The organism is Bacteroides sp. ET225 (assembly GCF_024733745.1).
GTDB classification, from domain to species: Bacteria; Bacteroidota; Bacteroidia; order Bacteroidales; family Bacteroidaceae; genus Phocaeicola; species Phocaeicola excrementipullorum.
On the sequence record NZ_JANRHN010000021.1, the window covers coordinates 1 to 16483 of the forward strand.

Below are 16483 nucleotides of genomic sequence, written 5' to 3' on the forward strand. Positions count from 1 at the left end.
AGAACAACAATAAAGATGGCATGTGAAATGAAAAAACAAGCTCATTTACACATGCCGCCTTATATTTTTTGAACATTTACTGAATGTCCCCAAATAAAAAAACGCACGGAGATACGAAAACTCGTCTTTTCTATCTCCGTGCGGCTGTATTATTCAAAAGGCAGCTTAAAGCGCCTCATACTCTTTTCCCAATCACTCTTCTGCCGAGAACTCCTTGATCCGCTGTTCTTCGCTCAGACGGCAGATCAGCAAAGTGTCATTCTTTTCTGCCACGATATAACCGTCCAGTCCCTGCACCACCACTTTCTTTTCCTGCGTGGCATGTATGATGCAGTTGCGCGTTTCATACACCTTAACATTCGGTCCGATGCACACATTGTTGTGAGCGTCGCGCTTGGAATTTTCATGCAGCGATCCCCACGTACCCAGATCGCTCCATCCGAACGAAGCCGGAAATACATAGATTTCGTCCACTTTTTCCATAATGGCATAGTCAACGGAAATGTTTTCGCACGTAGGGAACAGTTCGTCCACCATTTCCTGCTCCTTATCCGTGTAATAGTAAGGAAGCATCCGCTCAAATACTTTTGCCATCGTCGGCTGATAGACACGGATTGCATTCACAATCGTGTTTACGTTCCACACAAAGATTCCCGCGTTCCAGAAGAAATTGTTGCGCTGCAGGTAACGTTCCGCTGTTGCCAGGTCCGGTTTCTCCTTAAAGGCATCCACACGGTAGATTTCCTTGTTTGAAGGACATGGCAGCGACAAGTCCGCCTCTATATATCCGTATCCGGTTTCAGGCCGGTTTGCTTTCATTCCCAACGTAACGATGGCATCTGAATCAGCCGTGAACTTCATGGCTGACAGAACGACACGTGCAAACTCGCGCTCGTTCATCACGATATGGTCACTCGGCGTAACGACAATGTTTGCTTTCGGGTTCTTCGCCTTGATCTTCCAGCTTACATAAGCGATGCAAGGAGCCGTATTGCGGCGGCAAGGTTCCAGCAGCACATGCTCTTGCGGTATTTGCGGAAGCTGCTCTTTCACGATAGAAGCATACTTTGCAGAAGTAACCACCCAAATGTTTTCGGGCAGACATACATCTCTGAAACGGTCGGCAGTCAACTGGATAAGTGTCCGTCCGCATCCCAGCACATCAATGAACTGTTTCGGCATTTCGGGACTGCTCATCGGCCAGAAACGACTGCCTATGCCTCCGGCCATAATGACAACATGATTATTTGCAGGGTTCATAAATACTACACTTTTTGTAACGTTACAAAGGTAATATTATTTTTCTGAAAAACCCTGTATAACAAAACCTTTTTTATCAGAATTCCGCCTTTCGGCATACGTAGAAAATATCCGTTCCGCCCTTGATGCAAGAACAGAAACGGATATGGCTTCAGGCTCCGGAAAGCGGGAGCCATTCATTTCTTTTTCTTCCAAAGATTGCTCATGTCCTCCAAAGTCTTGCCCTTCGTTTCGGGAACAAGCTTCCAAACAAACACGGCAGCAAGGACACAGATGACACCATACAGACTGTATGCAAACATATGGCCGAACTTATCGCCCATATCGCCCGCGCTCATGTTGTAAAGCGGAAGGAAGGTGGACGAAACGATAAAATTGAAAATCCACTGAAAGGCTACAGCGATTGCAACAGCGGCTCCACGGATGGTGTTAGGGAAAATCTCTGAAATCAGCACCCAGCAGATCGGCCCCCAGCTGAACATGAATGAAGCACTGTATATCATGATGCTGACAACAGGAAGTACCGGAGGTATCCCGGAAACCAGATTGCAGACAGCCACGCCGAAGGCGCCGACAGCCATTCCGATTGAACCTGCAATAAGCAGCGGACGGCGCCCCAGCTTTTCTACCGTAAATACGGCAAGCAAGGTGAACAGAAGATTGACAATGCCCATAAAGACTGTCTGTACCATCGGACTGCCCATGCCCATCGTTTCAAATATGCGTGGGGCAAAATAAAGCACAGCATTGATGCCCACAGCCTGCTGGAATACGCTCAGCATGATGCCGACGAATATGACCAGCCACCCGTAAGTGAACAGACGCTCGGTCTTCTCTTCGGCAGTGGACTTGATGTCGGCCAGAATTTCTTTTGCCTTGGAGAAACCGTTGATGCGGACAAGCACTTGCAACGCCTTCTCATCCTTTCCGCTCATCGCCAAATAGCGGGGCGTTTCGGGAACCAGCAGCACCAGCAGAGAAAAAACCGCTGCAGGAACCCCTGCGCTGAGAAACATCAGACGCCAGCCCGTTTCAATGGTCCAGGCCGCTTCTCCCGGATTCAGAATCTGATTTACGCCTTCCACAGCCTTGATGACCGGATTCACGTTGTCGCCTAAGATCAGGAAGTTGACGATGTAAACGATGAGCTGGCCGGAAATGATTGCAAACTGATTCCACGACACCAACGTACCGCGAATGTTGCTTGGAGCTATTTCTGCAATATACATCGGACAGATAGCTGAAGCCAGCCCGACTCCTATCCCTCCTATGATACGATAAATGTTGAATGCCACGAGCAGAGGAAAAGTCGGTTTTCCATGCTCGAAAAACAGAAACTCCGGATCATAGGTTCCCAAAGCTGCGACGAGAAACAAAATACCGGCAACAAAGAGCGTGCGCTTACGTCCGTAGTGTGAGGCCAGAAAGCCGGAAACGGCACTGCCGACAATGCACCCAATCAGTGCGCTTGACGAAGTGATGCCATGCACCGCATCCGTATATGCAAAGTCCGAGGCTCCCATAAAGAAAGCCTGAAGCCCCTTTTCCGCTCCAGAAATGACCGCTGTGTCATAACCGAACAGCAGTCCGCCAATTACGGCAACAAGTACGACTGAAAAAAGATAAGCCTTGCTGCCTTTTTCCGTATGATTCATGATATTAAATTTTATATCCAACGAAAAATGGAAGACCCGCAGGCAGGCCTTCCATTCCGATGACAGTGTTAACAGTACATATTCACTATAGCTTCATACAGCTCCTGCTTTCCGCTCGTCTGTTTCGGTTCGCCGACAGTCTTCGCATAAGCCACAACATCTTCCAGCGTAAGCTTGCCGTCTTCAAAGTCCTTTCCCTTTCCCGAATCAAACGAAGCATACCGGTCGGCAAGCATTTTTCTGTAAGGAGATTCTTCCAGCAGCTTGGCTGCACTCAGCAGGGCGCGCGCCATCACATCCATGCCGGCAATATGAGCGATGAAGATGTCTTCCAGATCGGTAGAATTGCGGCGAGTCTTGGCATCAAAGTTCGTGCCGCCGTTGCCCAAGCCTCCGTTACGGATAATCTGCATCATCGCCTGAACCAGCTCATAGTTGTCTATCGGGAACTGGTCTGTGTCCCATCCGTTCTGGTAGTCGCCGCGGTTAGCGTCGATAGAACCCAGCATACCGTTATCTACAGCGACGCAAAGTTCGTGTTCAAAGGTATGTCCGGCCAGTGTAGCATGGTTCACTTCAATGTTCACCTTGAAATCCTTATCAAGATTATGGGCTTTCAAAAAGCCGATGACGGTTTCCGTATCCACATCATACTGATGCTTTGTCGGTTCCATCGGCTTCGGTTCAACAAGGAAAGTTCCTGTAAACCCGTGTGCACGGCCATAATCGCGGGCGATAGTCAGCATCTGAGCCAGATGTTCTTTTTCACGCTTCTGGTCAGTATTCAGAAGTGACATGTAACCCTCGCGTCCGCCCCAGAACACATAATTCGTACCTCCCAGTTCGATTGTGGCGTCGATGGCATTCTTTATCTGAACGGCAGCCCGCGCAACGACATCAAAGTCGGGATTTGTTGCGGCTCCGTTCATATAGCGCGCGTGACCGAATACGTTTGCAGTGCCCCACAGCAGCTTGATGCCCGTTTCAGCCTGTTTCTGTTTCAGATAAGCAACAATTTCCTTCAGATTCGCTTCATATTCTTCGATGGTATCAGCCTCATCGCAAAGGTCCACATCATGGAAGCAATAATATTCGATTCCCATCTTTTGCATGAACTCGAATCCCGCATCAGCCTTGTCCTTTGCAGCCTGCACCTTGTCGGGATTTCCTTTCCACGGAAAGCTCTTTGTTCCCACGCCGAACTGGTCACCGCCTTCAGCGCACAACGTGTGCCACCAGGCCATCGAAAATTTCAGCCAGTCTTTCATCTTCTTTCCCATTACCACTCTTTCAGGATCATAGTAACGGAAAGCCATCGGGTTCTTACTTTCTACACCTTCGAATTTAATCTTTCCAATGCCGGGAAAATACTCTTTGTTTGCCATTGTTTTTGAATTTAAAAGTTAATGAAACAAGTTTATATAATAAGATTACAATCTGTTCAGACAATCCAGCCAGCGTCCATACGCATCCTCATAAGCTGCACGGTCAGATTCCTTCGGCTCAATCACATCCAGCTTGTCGAGTGTAGCGAATGCCTCGCTGCTGTTCTTGTAAATGCCGACTCCCATGCCGGCTCCCTTGGCCGCACCTACAGAACCGTCTGTATCATACAGTTCGATGACAGTTCCTGTAACACCCGCCAAAGTTTCGCGGAAAATCGGACTCAGAAACATGTTTGCATGTCCGGCATGGATTTTCTCCACACTCATTCCCATACCTTTCATTATGTCAATTCCATATTTGAACGCAAACACGATTCCTTCCTGAGCTGCACGGAGCAAATGGCTGCGCGTATGCAAGTTGAAGTTTACGCCATGAACGGAACATCCCGCTTCGCGGTTTCGGAGCATACGCTCTGCCCCGTTTCCGAACGGAAGAATGCTGATGCCTCCCGAACCGATCGGCGCCTGCGCAGCCATACCATTCATTTCGGCATACGAAACTTCTTCGGACATCACGGTGCGCTTCATCCACGAATTAAGGATTCCCGTACCGTTGATGCAAAGCAACACACCCAAACGGGTCTGTTCGGCCGTATGGTTCACATGGGCAAACGTATTGACACGCGATTCCGGATCATAGTTCACTGCACCGTTCACTCCATAAACCACACCGGAGGTTCCGGCAGTCGAAGCGATCTCACCCGGATTGAACACATTCAGCGACAAAGCGTTATTGGGCTGGTCGCCTGCACGGTAAGCCACCGGAATGCCCTCTTTCAGCCCAAGTTCACCGGCCGCCTGTGCAGTCACACGGCCCTGTTCGGAGAACGTAGGACAAACGGCAGGAATCAGCGAACGGTCGAATCCGTAGAAGTCCATCAGGAAATCCGCAAGTCCATTCTTCTGAAAGTCCCAAAACATCCCCTCGGATAGTCCGGACACGGTCGTATATACCTCTCCCGTCAGCTTCATGGCTATATACTCGCCCGGCAGCATAATCTTGTCTATCTTCTCATACACTTCCGGTTCGTTTTCTTTCACCCAAGCCAGCTTAGAGGCCGTAAAGTTTCCCGGAGAATTGAGCAGATGGGTCAGGCATTTCTCTTCGCCCAACATCCTGAATGCTTTCTCCCCATAAGGAACCGCGCGCGAATCACACCAGATAATGGCGGGACGAAGCACATTCTGATTCTTGTCAACGCACACCAGGCCGTGCATCTGATAAGAAATCCCGATTGCAGCAACATCTTCCTTTTTTGCCCCGCTTTTCTGCATCACAGCACCAGTGGCGGCACGCAAGTTCTCCCACCACATTTCCGGATGCTGTTCCGCCCATCCCGGACGCAAAGTGATGATTTCGGCTTCCGTCTTCGGATAAAACGCCGAAGCGACACACTTGCCCGTATGGACATCCACCAAAGAAGCCTTCACTGAAGAGCTTCCTATGTCATATCCCAACAAATACATCATACTGTCACTTATTTTGTTTGTTATAAATTGTTCTGTCAAACTTATAGAAACGGGCAGCGCGATGCCGCACACCCTGTTCCTTTTCTTCCAAAGGAACCACATAAGGCATCATCGCAATCTTTTTATGGAAGTTGCGGATATCGACATTCTTGCCGTAAATCAACTGATACAGATTTCGCAACTGCGCAACGGTAAACTTTCTCGGCAGCAGGTCAAACATGACAGACGGCGTATTCTCCACATAGTGGCGTATATGCACCAACGCGTCCCTGCAAATCTGCAGATGGTCAAAAGCAAGCTCTTTTATATCCGAAACCGGCATCCAGCACGCATCATAGGTTGCGGTAAGCTGTCGGTTTCTGCTGTCTATCTTCAGAAGCGAAAGATAAGCCACCGTCACAATCCGCCCCACCCTGTTTTCTGTAATCCGGTGAAAACGTTCCAGCCATTTCACATCTTTCGGATTAGAGGTTCTGTCTTTCGAACCATAGGCGCGGAACTGAGTCATCTTTATATTCTTCAGACCTGTCAGTTCCTTCAGCACACGTTTGGCGGCGTCGTCCAGATCCTCATCTGCATAAATCAGACTGCCCGGAAGCTTCAAGTCGTTTACTTCCCCACCGGCTTCCTGCTGTTTCCCGACCTGACGGACCAGCAGTATCCGAAACTGCTCACCGTCGAATCCGACCAACACGCAATCGACGGACACATGTACATCTATTATTTTACAGTCTTCCATAACATTGATTTTCCATGCCGCAAATATAAAGAATCACAATATACACTCATAGTATTTTCTGTAAAATACTATTCAGTAAAACACTGTTTAACAATAAAATACTTTTCATCATATTTACAATATATAAAAATTCAATTATCATACAATATACAATATATAAATCGGCTTGCCGGGAGAAAGAATCCGCCCCAACGGCAAGAGTTGTCAAGGAATTTTCATTACTTTGTACAGTCAAACAAAAAACAGTAACATGAAAACATATCCTTGCATACTTACAATCGCAGGTTCCGACTGCAGCGGAGGAGCCGGCATTCAAGCAGACATCAAAACAATATCTGCTTTGGGCGCATACGCCGCAAGTGCCATCACATCCATCACCGTACAGAACACCTGCGGAGTCAGCAGCATATTCCCCATCCCCGCACAAACCGTAAAGGCACAGATTGAGGCCGTCATGACAGACATCCGGCCGGAAGCAGTCAAAATCGGGATGGTAAGCGACCCGAAGATTGTTGCAGCCATCGCACAAAGCATCCGCAGATTCCAGCCACGCTATGTTGTCTTTGACCCGGTCATGGTTTCCACCAGCGGATGCAAGCTGATGGAAGACAGCGCAATCGAAGCCATTGTCAGAGAACTCATGCCATTGAGCACCCTCATCACCCCCAACCTGAGCGAGGCCGAAGTGCTGACAAACACAAAACTTTCTTCACCGGACGAGATGGAAGAAGCAGCCGGACAGCTTCTGCAAACCGGATGCGGAGCCGTACTGATAAAGGGGGGACACTTGCCCGATGACAAAATGTGCGACGTGCTCAAAATTGCAGACGAAGAACAAGCACACCGCTTTACCGCACCGAAGATCGAAAGCAAGAATACGCACGGAACCGGATGCACCCTTTCATCGGCCATCGCAACCTTTCTCGCACTGGGACATCCGCTGGCAGAAGCCGCAGGCAAAGCCAAAGAATATATATATAAAGGTATAGAAGCTGGAAAAGACATCCATATCGGCGAAGGACACGGACCGCTCAATCATTTCTTCAATCCGGCAAAAATGCACATTTTGGACAAAAACGTGTAACATATCAAAAGAATCATTACCTTTGCATGCAAAGATTTTGAAAAACATAAACATCAGAAATTATGAAAGCATTTGTATTTCCCGGTCAGGGCGCACAGTTTGTCGGTATGGGCAAAGACCTTTACGAAAACTCTCCGCTCGCCAAAGAACTGTTTGAAAAAGCAAACGAAATCTTAGGATACCGCATCACTGACATCATGTTTGAAGGCACAGACGAAGACTTGCGCCAGACAAAAGTGACACAGCCTGCCGTATTCCTGCATTCAGTGATCTCAGCCCTGTGCATGGGCGAAGAATTCAAGCCCGAAATGACAGCCGGACACTCGCTGGGAGAATTTTCAGCACTGGTAGCAGCCGGAGCACTTTCGTTCGAAGACGGACTGAAACTGGTTTACGCACGTGCCATGGCAATGCAAAAGGCATGCGAAGCCCGCCCGTCTACCATGGCGGCAATCATAGCTCTGCCTGACGAAAAGGTAGAAGAAATCTGCGCTTCCGTTGCAGCAGAAGGAGAAGTCTGCGTGGCAGCAAACTACAACTGCCCGGGCCAGATTGTAATTTCAGGATCGATTGAAGGAATCAACAAAGCCTGCGAGCTGATGAAGGCTGCCGGTGCAAAACGCGCCCTGCCGCTGAAAGTGGGCGGCGCTTTCCATTCTCCGCTCATGGAACCTGCCAAAGTGGAACTGGAAACGGCCATCAAATCAACCGAATTCCATACACCCAAGTGCCCGATTTACCAGAACGTGGATGCCAAACCGCATACAGACCCTGAAGAAATCAAGGCCAACCTGGTAGCCCAGCTGACAGCATCGGTACGCTGGACCCAAACCGTACAGAACATGATTGCCGACGGTGCCGACGACTTTACGGAATGCGGACCCGGAGCCGTACTGCAGGGTCTCATCAAGAAAATCAACAAGGAAGCCAACGCACACGGCATCCAATAACCGATCCGGCATTCCGGACATACCGGAAAGAACAGGCATGCAGGAGGATTTGCAGGCTGCATGGAACCGCTTCCACCGGACTGCAAATCCTCAAAACATAACACACAAGAAGCACAACTAATACTTAAAAGAGGGAAAACATGAAAACGACAGAAAAAATCATCATCTACCAGATATTTACCCGCCTGTTCGGCAATACCAACGGACGATGCATCCAAAACGGCCCCATCGGGCAGAACGGCTGCGGAAAGATGGACGACATCACCAAACAAGTATTGCATGAAATCAAAAATCTGGGAGCGACCCACGTATGGTACACCGGACTCTTGGCGCACGCCACACAAACAGACTACAGCAGCTACGGAATCCCAAGAAACCACCCTTCGGTTGTGAAAGGAAAAGCAGGGTCGCCTTATGCCATCACTGACTATTACAGCATAGACCCGGACCTGGCCGTGCATCCCGAAAAAAGAATGGAGGAATTTCTGGAACTCGTAAAGCGGACGCACGAATGCGGACTGAAGCTCATCATGGACTTCGTTCCAAACCATGTGGCAAGACAATACCGGTCTGTATCGAAGCCCGAGGGAATCAAGGATCTGGGCGAAGACGACGACACGAACCAGGCCTTCAGCGCGAACAACAATTTCTACTATATGCCCGGACAGAAACTGGAAGGCGAAATCAGCCTCTATGACGAAGAAATGGGGAACTACGTGGAAATGCCGGCAAAAGCCACGGGAAACAACCGATTTGACGCATGGCCGAACCGGAACGACTGGTACGAAACGGTCAAGCTGAATTACGGAGTAGACTACATCAACAACACCGGGTGCCATTTCAATCCGATACCCGACACATGGAACAAAATGAAAGACATCCTGCTGTTCTGGGCCGGCAAAGGCATAGACGGATTCCGATGCGACATGGCAGAAATGGTTCCGTGCGAATTCTGGGGATGGGTCATCCCGCAAGTCAAATCACTGCACCCCGAACTGACATTCATAGCCGAAGTATACAATCCGAATGAATACAGAAACTACATACACAACGGCCATTTCGACTATCTCTATGACAAAGTAGGACTTTACGATACGCTGCGCGCCGTCACCTGCGGCTACCAGTCGGCCACAGCCATCACCGGCTGCTGGCAAAGCGTCGACGACATCCAGGACCACATGCTGAATTTCCTGGAGAACCACGACGAGCAGCGCATCGCTTCCGACTTCTTTGCCGGAAATGCGTTCAAGGCACTCCCCGCCCTCATCGTGTCGGCAACCCTGAACACCAACCCCATGATGATCTACTTCGGGCAAGAATTCGGAGAAAGGGGAATGGACTGCGAGGGATTCAGCGGACGCGACGGACGCACCACCATTTTCGACTACTGGAGCGTGGACAGCATCAGAAGATGGAACAACCACGGCAGATGGAACAACCACCTGCTCAACAATAAGGAAAAAGAGCTCCACCGCTTCTACAAGAAACTGCTGAACATTTGCCGCACCGAAGCCACCATCACACAAGGACAGTTCTTCGACCTGATGTACGTGAACAAAGGCGGATGGCAGATGAACGAGCACAAACAATACGCCTTCCTGAGAAAATACGGCAAGGAAGTGCTGCTGATAGCCGTAAACTTTGCAGACATGCCGGCACAGATTGCGGTCAATATTCCGGAACATGCCTTCGACTACCTGCACATGCCCTCGTTCCAGACCTGCACGGCAGCCGACCTGCTGAACGGGACAGAAGAAAGCATTCCGTTCACTCCGGCAAAGGCCGTTGCTGTCAAGCTCCAGGCATGGGGAGGAAAAATACTGAAAATCACACTCTGACGATAAAGGAATCCGTCTTCGGCACAGAACAATCTTTATCTCTAGGTTGGAGATGCAAATCTCCAGCTTAGAGATACACGTCTTCAGCCTAAAGACGCATGTCTCCAGCCTGGAGATAGAGAAACGGACGAGGAAAAGCATTTTTTATCCCCATTTTGTTTGCATATTGAACACAAAAGGGTAACTTTGCTCAAATGAATAGAATTTGTGCAATCTTATCAGAAACCGAATATGGAAAATAGTTTTCTAGCCTTTGTAGAAGACAGCATCAAGAAAAACTGGGACCTTGACGCGCTGACAGATTATAAAGGCGCTACACTGCAATATAAAGATGTGGCACGCAAAATCGAGAAGCTGCATATCCTTCTCGCCGAAAGCGGGATTAACCCCGGAGATAAAGTGGCGCTCTGCGGACGCAACAGCTCGCACTGGGGAGTGGCTTTTCTGGCAATACTCACATACGGAGCCGTGGCAGTTCCTATCCTCCACGAATTCAAGGCCGACAATATCCAGAACATCGTAAACCATTCGGATGCCCGCCTGCTTTTCGTGGGCGATGTGGTTTGGGAATCGCTCAACGAGGCGGAAATGCCCTCGCTCGAAGGAATCATCCTCATGACAGACTTCACCCTGCTGGTATGCCGGAGCAAACAGCTTGAATTTGCGCGCGAACACCTCAACGAAATGTTCGGGAAAAAATTCCCGCGGAACTTCCGGAAAGAACACGTAAGCTACCGGAAGGACAAGCCGGAGGAGCTTGCAATCATCAACTATACATCAGGAACAACCAGTTTCTCAAAGGGAGTGATGCTGCCCTACCGCTCGCTGTGGTCAAACACCGCATTTGCCACCGAGATGCTCCATCTGGCACCGGGAAGCAGGGTAATTTCCATCCTGCCCATGGCGCACATGTACGGACTGGCTTTCGAATTTATCTATGAAATCTGTTCGGGATGCCATGTGTATTTCCTCACACGGATGCCCAGCCCGAAAATCATTTTCCAGGCATTTGCCGACATCAAGCCGCACATCGTAATTTCCGTGCCGCTCATCATCGAAAAGATAATCAAGAAAAACGTGCTTCCCAAACTGGAAACACTGAAAATGAAAATACTGTTCCGCCTGCCCATCATCAACGAAAAGATCGGATCGACCTTGCGCGACTATATCGTGCAGGCTTTCGGAGGAAACTTTTTCGAGGTCATAATCGGCGGAGCGGCCTTCAACCAGGATGTGGAACGCCTGCTGCGCGACATCGACTTCCCTTATACCGTGGGATACGGCATGACCGAATGCGGGCCCATCATCTGCTATGAAGACTGGAGAAGATACAAGCCGGGAACATGCGGAAAGGCTGCCCCGCGCATGGAAGTCAAGATAGACAGTTCCGATCCCGAGAACCTTGTCGGAGAGATTCTTGCGAGGGGCGACAATGTGATGCTGGGATATTACAAAAACCCTGAAGCCACCGCACAGGCCATCGACAAGGAAGGATGGCTGCATACGGGCGATTTGGGCACTATGGACAAAGACGGAAACGTAACCATCAGGGGGCGAAGCAAAAACATGCTTCTGGGACCTTCGGGACAGAACATCTATCCGGAAGAAATCGAAGAAAAGATCAACAACCTGCCCTACGTATGCGAAAACATCGTCATCCAGCAGAGCGACAACAAACTGGCCGCTCTGATTTATCCGGACTTTGACGAAGCTTACGCCAACGGACTGACCCCTGCCGACATCGAGCGGGTGATGGAAGAAAACCGGACGGCGGTCAATGCGGAACTTCCCGCCTACTCGCAGATCGCACGAGTTAAGATTTATCCGGAGGAGTTTGAAAAGACACCCAAAAAGAGCATCAAGCGATTCCTGTATCAAGACGTAAAATAAACCGGGAAATGAAACTGAAAACTATACTAGCAGCAATCTGCCTCCTCTTGGGAGCGCATCCTTTTCTTTACGCCCAGCAACATGCAAAGAAAGGCCTGAAGAAAGGGGCTAACGTATCGCTGAACATCACAGACAAGAAAAAGACGCCTCAACGCACGTATTTTAACCTGGGACTGTTCAGCAACTATACATGCCTCAACGGATTGGGCATAAACATCATATCCAGCCTGCAACACTACAATGCCTACGGCATGCAGGCTGCAGGATTCGCCAACATCACGGGACTGAAGTCAACGGGACTTCAGATTGCAGGAATCACCAACGTTACGGGCCAGAGGGCATGCGGAGCCATTTTCTCCGGTCTGATGAACGTAAGCGGACATTCATCATACGGACTTACGGTGTCAGGACTGGGCAACGTGTCGGGAAGCGATATAAGAGGAGTGGGAATCTCCGGCCTGATCAACGTGGGAGGAAAAGACACGCGCGGCGTCATGATTGCCGGACTGGGAAATGTCGCAGGAGAAGTGCAAGGCGGCCTGTCTATCGGAGGCCTGATGAATGTATCGGGCAAGTCGTCGCGCGGAGTGCAGATCACTTCACTGTTGAACGTTGCTGCCGAAACAAACGACGGATGGCAATTGGCCGGACTTGGAAACGTAAGCGTTGCAAACAAAGGGCTGCAGACAGCAGTCATGAACTACAGCGTGAGCAACAGCGGACTGCAACTAGGCATCGGCAACGTGAACACGGAAAACCGCAAGGGCGTACAAATAGGAATCGTCAATTTCAGCCTCGACAGCTGCGCCCGCCAGATAGGCTGCATCAACCTCAAGCCGCAAACCCGCACGCAGCTGATCGTTTCAGGGGGAAATGCCAACAAGGGCAGCGTGGCCGTACGTTTCAAAAACAGGCACACCTACACGCAGATCGGCACGGGAGGATATTATTTAGGAACGGACAAAGATTTTTCACTGAGCCTGTTTTACCGCGCAGGCGTCTACTGGCAACTGACGCCTAAGCTGGACATCAGTGCAGATTTTGGATATTATCATATCGAAAGCTTGAAAAACAAGGATTCGCAGGGCTTTCCCGCACGCATGTATGCGCTCGAGCCACGGGTGAATCTGGAATACAGCATAACCCGCAAGTTCGGAATATTCGCCTCAGGAGGCTACGGATGGACACGCACATACAAGGGAAGCCACGCCTTCGACGACAAAGGAGTGTTCGAGGTAGGAATGGTGCTTTTTTAAGGCACTTGCCGGCAACAGCCTGTCAGCTGTTCAGGCTTGCCGAACGCACACGGCTCAATGTTTCGGGACTCATCTGCAGCAACGAAGCGATATAAACCAGCGGAGCCCTCTTCAAGATTTCGGGATGCATCTGCATCAGCTTCAGATAACGTTCGTGCGCCGGCTCGAAACGGAGGGTATCCGCTTTAATCTGCGACTCGATCAGCGACTCTTCAAATACTTTCCGATACCATACGCCCAACTCTGCATCTTCCAGCGAAAGCTTTTCAATCTTGTCCTTCGGAATCTCCCACAATACGGTAGGCTCCAGGGTTTCAATCATCAGGCGCGTAGGCTCTGTCTTCAGATAGCTTTCCAGACAGACCACAATTCCTCCTTCGTAGGCAATGTGCTCCGTCAGATCCTTGTCATACTTGTAATAAAACTGGCGGGTCATCCCCTTCTCGATATAACGCAAACACGTACAAACGTCGTTTTCATCCAGGATGCGTTCGCCTTTCTTATACTTTTTGCATTCCAGTATAGCAGCAAGCGCATGCAACTGTTCCCTCGACAACAAGCGATGGCGGGAAGTTGCCAAAATACGAGCTGTTTCTATATTAGTATTGGTCATAAGCGTCAAGTTTACTTAACCTTTATGCGGTCAAAGCCTTCTCCGAACACGCCGATAACGGCACTTTGCGAAACAAACGCTTTCGGGTCAATGTCTTTGATAAGGCGGAATATAGTATTCGATTCGCGTTTTTTAGCAAGCACAAACATCATCTTCACTCCATTGTGGGTGTAACATCCCACTCCGTCAATAAACGTGACTCCGCGGTGAAGATCCTTGTTGATGCGCGCCCCTATTTCTTCGTACTTGCTTGAAATGATGAAAAACTGCACAGACTGGCGCGCGCTGTTCACAACCTGGTCGAGCACAAAGCTTGAGATGAAAAGCACAACATAGCCATACACCACCTTTTCCCAGTTATGAAGCACAAAGTAGCTCGAAGAAATGATGATAAGGTCACACATCAGAATAACCCTTCCCAACGAGATGTCACGGTATTTGTTGACAATGGCGGCAATGATGTCGGTTCCTCCCGTACTTCCGTTGGCGGAAAAGGCAATTCCGATTCCTCCCCCGCAGAAGAAAGCGCCCAGCACACACGACATGAAAGGCTGGTCGTGAATCAACGGACCGGTCACAAACTTTTGGATGACCTCCAGAATAAAGGTCAGCACCAATACGGCAAAGATTGTCTTCAGGCAAAACTTCAGACCCAGAATCTTCAACGCCAATAAAAGCAAGGCAAGGTTTATAATCAAATAAGTGTATTGCACCGGAAATCCCGTGGCCCAAAATATAATGGACGCGATTCCGGGGACGGCCGTCGATGGGATGTCACTGGGCAGCAGGAACACCGTCCATCCGATACCATACATAATCATTCCCAAAGCAATTATCAGATAATCTTTGGTCTCTCTCATGATTCGCTGCGTACGCGTAGCTGGCAAAGCTGGATTCATTACTCTATCTGTTTTAAAAATTCCGGACAAAAGTACAAAAAAAATCATTCACTTGATTTAAATCAATTTCAAATACCAAGAAAAAATTTACGGAAGCCTGTTTTTAAAAGTTGCACGTTTTTCGTAATTTTGCGCCCAAATAAAAAGAACATGGCATTAGTCAACGAACACCTGCTTAAATTACCTGAAAATTATCTGTTCACGGACATTACAAAAAGGATAAATTCATTCAAGGTTACCCATCCGAAAACCAATGTCATCAACTTGGGCATCGGAGATGTGACCCGCCCGATTCCTCAAGTATGCATCGAAGCGATGCAGAAGGCGGCGGCAGATTTGGGACGAGTGGAAACGTTTCATGGATACGGTCCCGAACAAGGCTACGATTTTCTGATCAGCGCAATCATCAAAAACGACTATGCCGCAAGAGGAATCAGCCTTGATCCCAATGAAGTGTTCATCAGTGACGGGGCTAAATCCGACACGGGAAACATCGGAGATATCCTGCGACACGACAACAGCATAGGCGTAACCGACCCCATTTATCCGGCGTATGTGGATTCAAACGTTTCGTCCGGAAGAGCAGGAACTCTGGAAAACGAAAGCGAATGGAGCAATGTCGTATACCTGCCATGCAAAATCGAAAACGACTTTATTCCGGACATACCCGAAAGGCGAATAGACATCATTTATTTATGCTATCCGAACAATCCTACCGGAGCAGTCCTTACGAAAAGCGAACTGAAGAAATGGGTCAACTATGCCATCGACAACGATGCCCTGATTATTTTTGACGGAGCATACGAGGCTTACATCCAGAATCCCGACATCCCCCATTCCATCTACGAGATCAAAGGAGCCAGGAAGGTGGCCATCGAATCCAGAAGTTTTTCTAAAACGGCCGGATTCACCGGAGTGCGCTGCGGATATATGGTAATCCCCAAAGAGGTGACGGCCGCCACGCTTGAAGGGAAAAGGATATCGCTGAACAAGATGTGGCTGCGCCGGCAGTCAACCAAATTCAACGGAGTTTCCTATATTACGCAACGGGGAGCCGAAGCCATCTATACGCCCGAGGGGAAAAAGCAGGTAAAGGAAATGATAAGCTATTACATGGAAAATGCACGGCTGATGAAACGCATGCTCAACAAGACCGGGCTCCGTTTCTTCGGCGGAGAAAACGCTCCTTATCTGTGGCTGAAAGCGCCCGGAAACATGACCGCATGGAAGTTCTTTGACAAGCTTCTGTATGAAGCCCATGTAGTAAGCACGCCGGGAATAGGATTCGGACCAAGCGGAGAAGGCTATGTGAGAATCACGTCGTTCGGCGACCGGCATGACTGTGAAGAAGGAATCAGACGAATTTGCCAGTGCCTGTGACCAG

13 protein-coding genes are annotated in these 16483 nt (G+C 49.3%); 6 read left to right on the forward strand and 7 right to left on the reverse strand.

The features are described 5' to 3' along the window. Positions 1-192 precede the first annotated feature (192 nt). From NW212_RS09965 to NW212_RS09985, 5 genes are all read right to left on the reverse strand, one after another. On the reverse strand, positions 193-1260 hold the full coding sequence (locus tag NW212_RS09965; RefSeq protein ID WP_258338497.1) for a mannose-1-phosphate guanylyltransferase: 1068 nt from the start codon (positions 1258-1260) through the stop codon (positions 193-195). 176 nt (positions 1261-1436) lie between these two features. Next, positions 1437-2915, reverse strand: a complete 1479-nt coding sequence (gene xylE, locus NW212_RS09970; RefSeq protein ID WP_258338498.1) for a D-xylose transporter XylE — start codon at positions 2913-2915, stop codon at positions 1437-1439. A 68-nt stretch (positions 2916-2983) separates the two neighbouring features. After that, a complete protein-coding gene (xylA, locus tag NW212_RS09975) occupies positions 2984-4300 on the reverse strand; it encodes a xylose isomerase (protein WP_258338499.1) in 1317 nt (438 codons plus the stop codon). A 45-nt stretch (positions 4301-4345) separates the two neighbouring features. Next, complete coding sequence (locus tag NW212_RS09980; protein WP_258338545.1) at positions 4346-5827, reverse strand: xylulokinase; 1482 nt, start codon at positions 5825-5827, stop codon at positions 4346-4348. A gap of 7 nt (positions 5828-5834) precedes the next feature. Beyond that, positions 5835-6569 (reverse strand): NUDIX hydrolase, encoded by a 735-nt coding sequence (locus tag NW212_RS09985; protein WP_258338500.1) that lies wholly within the window; start codon positions 6567-6569, stop codon positions 5835-5837. A 250-nt stretch (positions 6570-6819) separates the two neighbouring features. Between NW212_RS09985 and thiD the strand changes: the two genes are divergently transcribed. From thiD to NW212_RS10010, 5 genes are all read left to right on the forward strand, one after another. Further along, the gene (gene thiD, locus NW212_RS09990; protein WP_258338501.1) at positions 6820-7653 is read left to right on the forward strand and encodes a bifunctional hydroxymethylpyrimidine kinase/phosphomethylpyrimidine kinase; all 834 of its coding nucleotides are present in this window, start codon (positions 6820-6822) and stop codon (positions 7651-7653) included. Positions 7654-7715: 62 nt separating this feature from the next. Further along, a complete protein-coding gene (gene fabD / locus NW212_RS09995; protein ID WP_258338502.1) occupies positions 7716-8603 on the forward strand; it encodes an ACP S-malonyltransferase in 888 nt (295 codons plus the stop codon). Between the two features lie 140 nt (positions 8604-8743). Further along, positions 8744-10441 carry an alpha-amylase family glycosyl hydrolase gene (locus tag NW212_RS10000; RefSeq protein ID WP_258338503.1) on the forward strand — a complete coding sequence of 566 codons (1698 nt, stop codon included), beginning with the start codon at positions 8744-8746 and terminating at the stop codon, positions 10439-10441. Positions 10442-10672: 231 nt separating this feature from the next. Then, positions 10673-12331, forward strand: coding sequence for an AMP-binding protein (locus tag NW212_RS10005; RefSeq protein WP_258338504.1), 1659 nt, complete (start codon positions 10673-10675; stop codon positions 12329-12331). An 8-nt stretch (positions 12332-12339) separates the two neighbouring features. Continuing rightward, positions 12340-13587 (forward strand): hypothetical protein, encoded by a 1248-nt coding sequence (locus NW212_RS10010; protein WP_258338505.1) that lies wholly within the window; start codon positions 12340-12342, stop codon positions 13585-13587. 22 nt (positions 13588-13609) lie between these two features. On the opposite strand, the gene NW212_RS10015 is transcribed toward NW212_RS10010, so the two are convergent. Together NW212_RS10015 and NW212_RS10020 are read right to left on the reverse strand one after the other, a co-directional pair. Continuing rightward, positions 13610-14200: a Crp/Fnr family transcriptional regulator gene (locus NW212_RS10015; protein WP_258338506.1), complete on the reverse strand. Its 591-nt coding sequence runs from the start codon at positions 14198-14200 to the stop codon at positions 13610-13612. Positions 14201-14211: 11 nt separating this feature from the next. Beyond that, a complete protein-coding gene (locus tag NW212_RS10020) occupies positions 14212-15099 on the reverse strand; it encodes a YitT family protein (RefSeq protein WP_258338507.1) in 888 nt (295 codons plus the stop codon). A gap of 150 nt (positions 15100-15249) precedes the next feature. Between NW212_RS10020 and NW212_RS10025 the strand changes: the two genes are divergently transcribed. Beyond that, positions 15250-16479 carry an LL-diaminopimelate aminotransferase gene (locus NW212_RS10025; RefSeq protein ID WP_258338508.1) on the forward strand — a complete coding sequence of 410 codons (1230 nt, stop codon included), beginning with the start codon at positions 15250-15252 and terminating at the stop codon, positions 16477-16479. Positions 16480-16483: the final 4 nt, after the last annotated feature.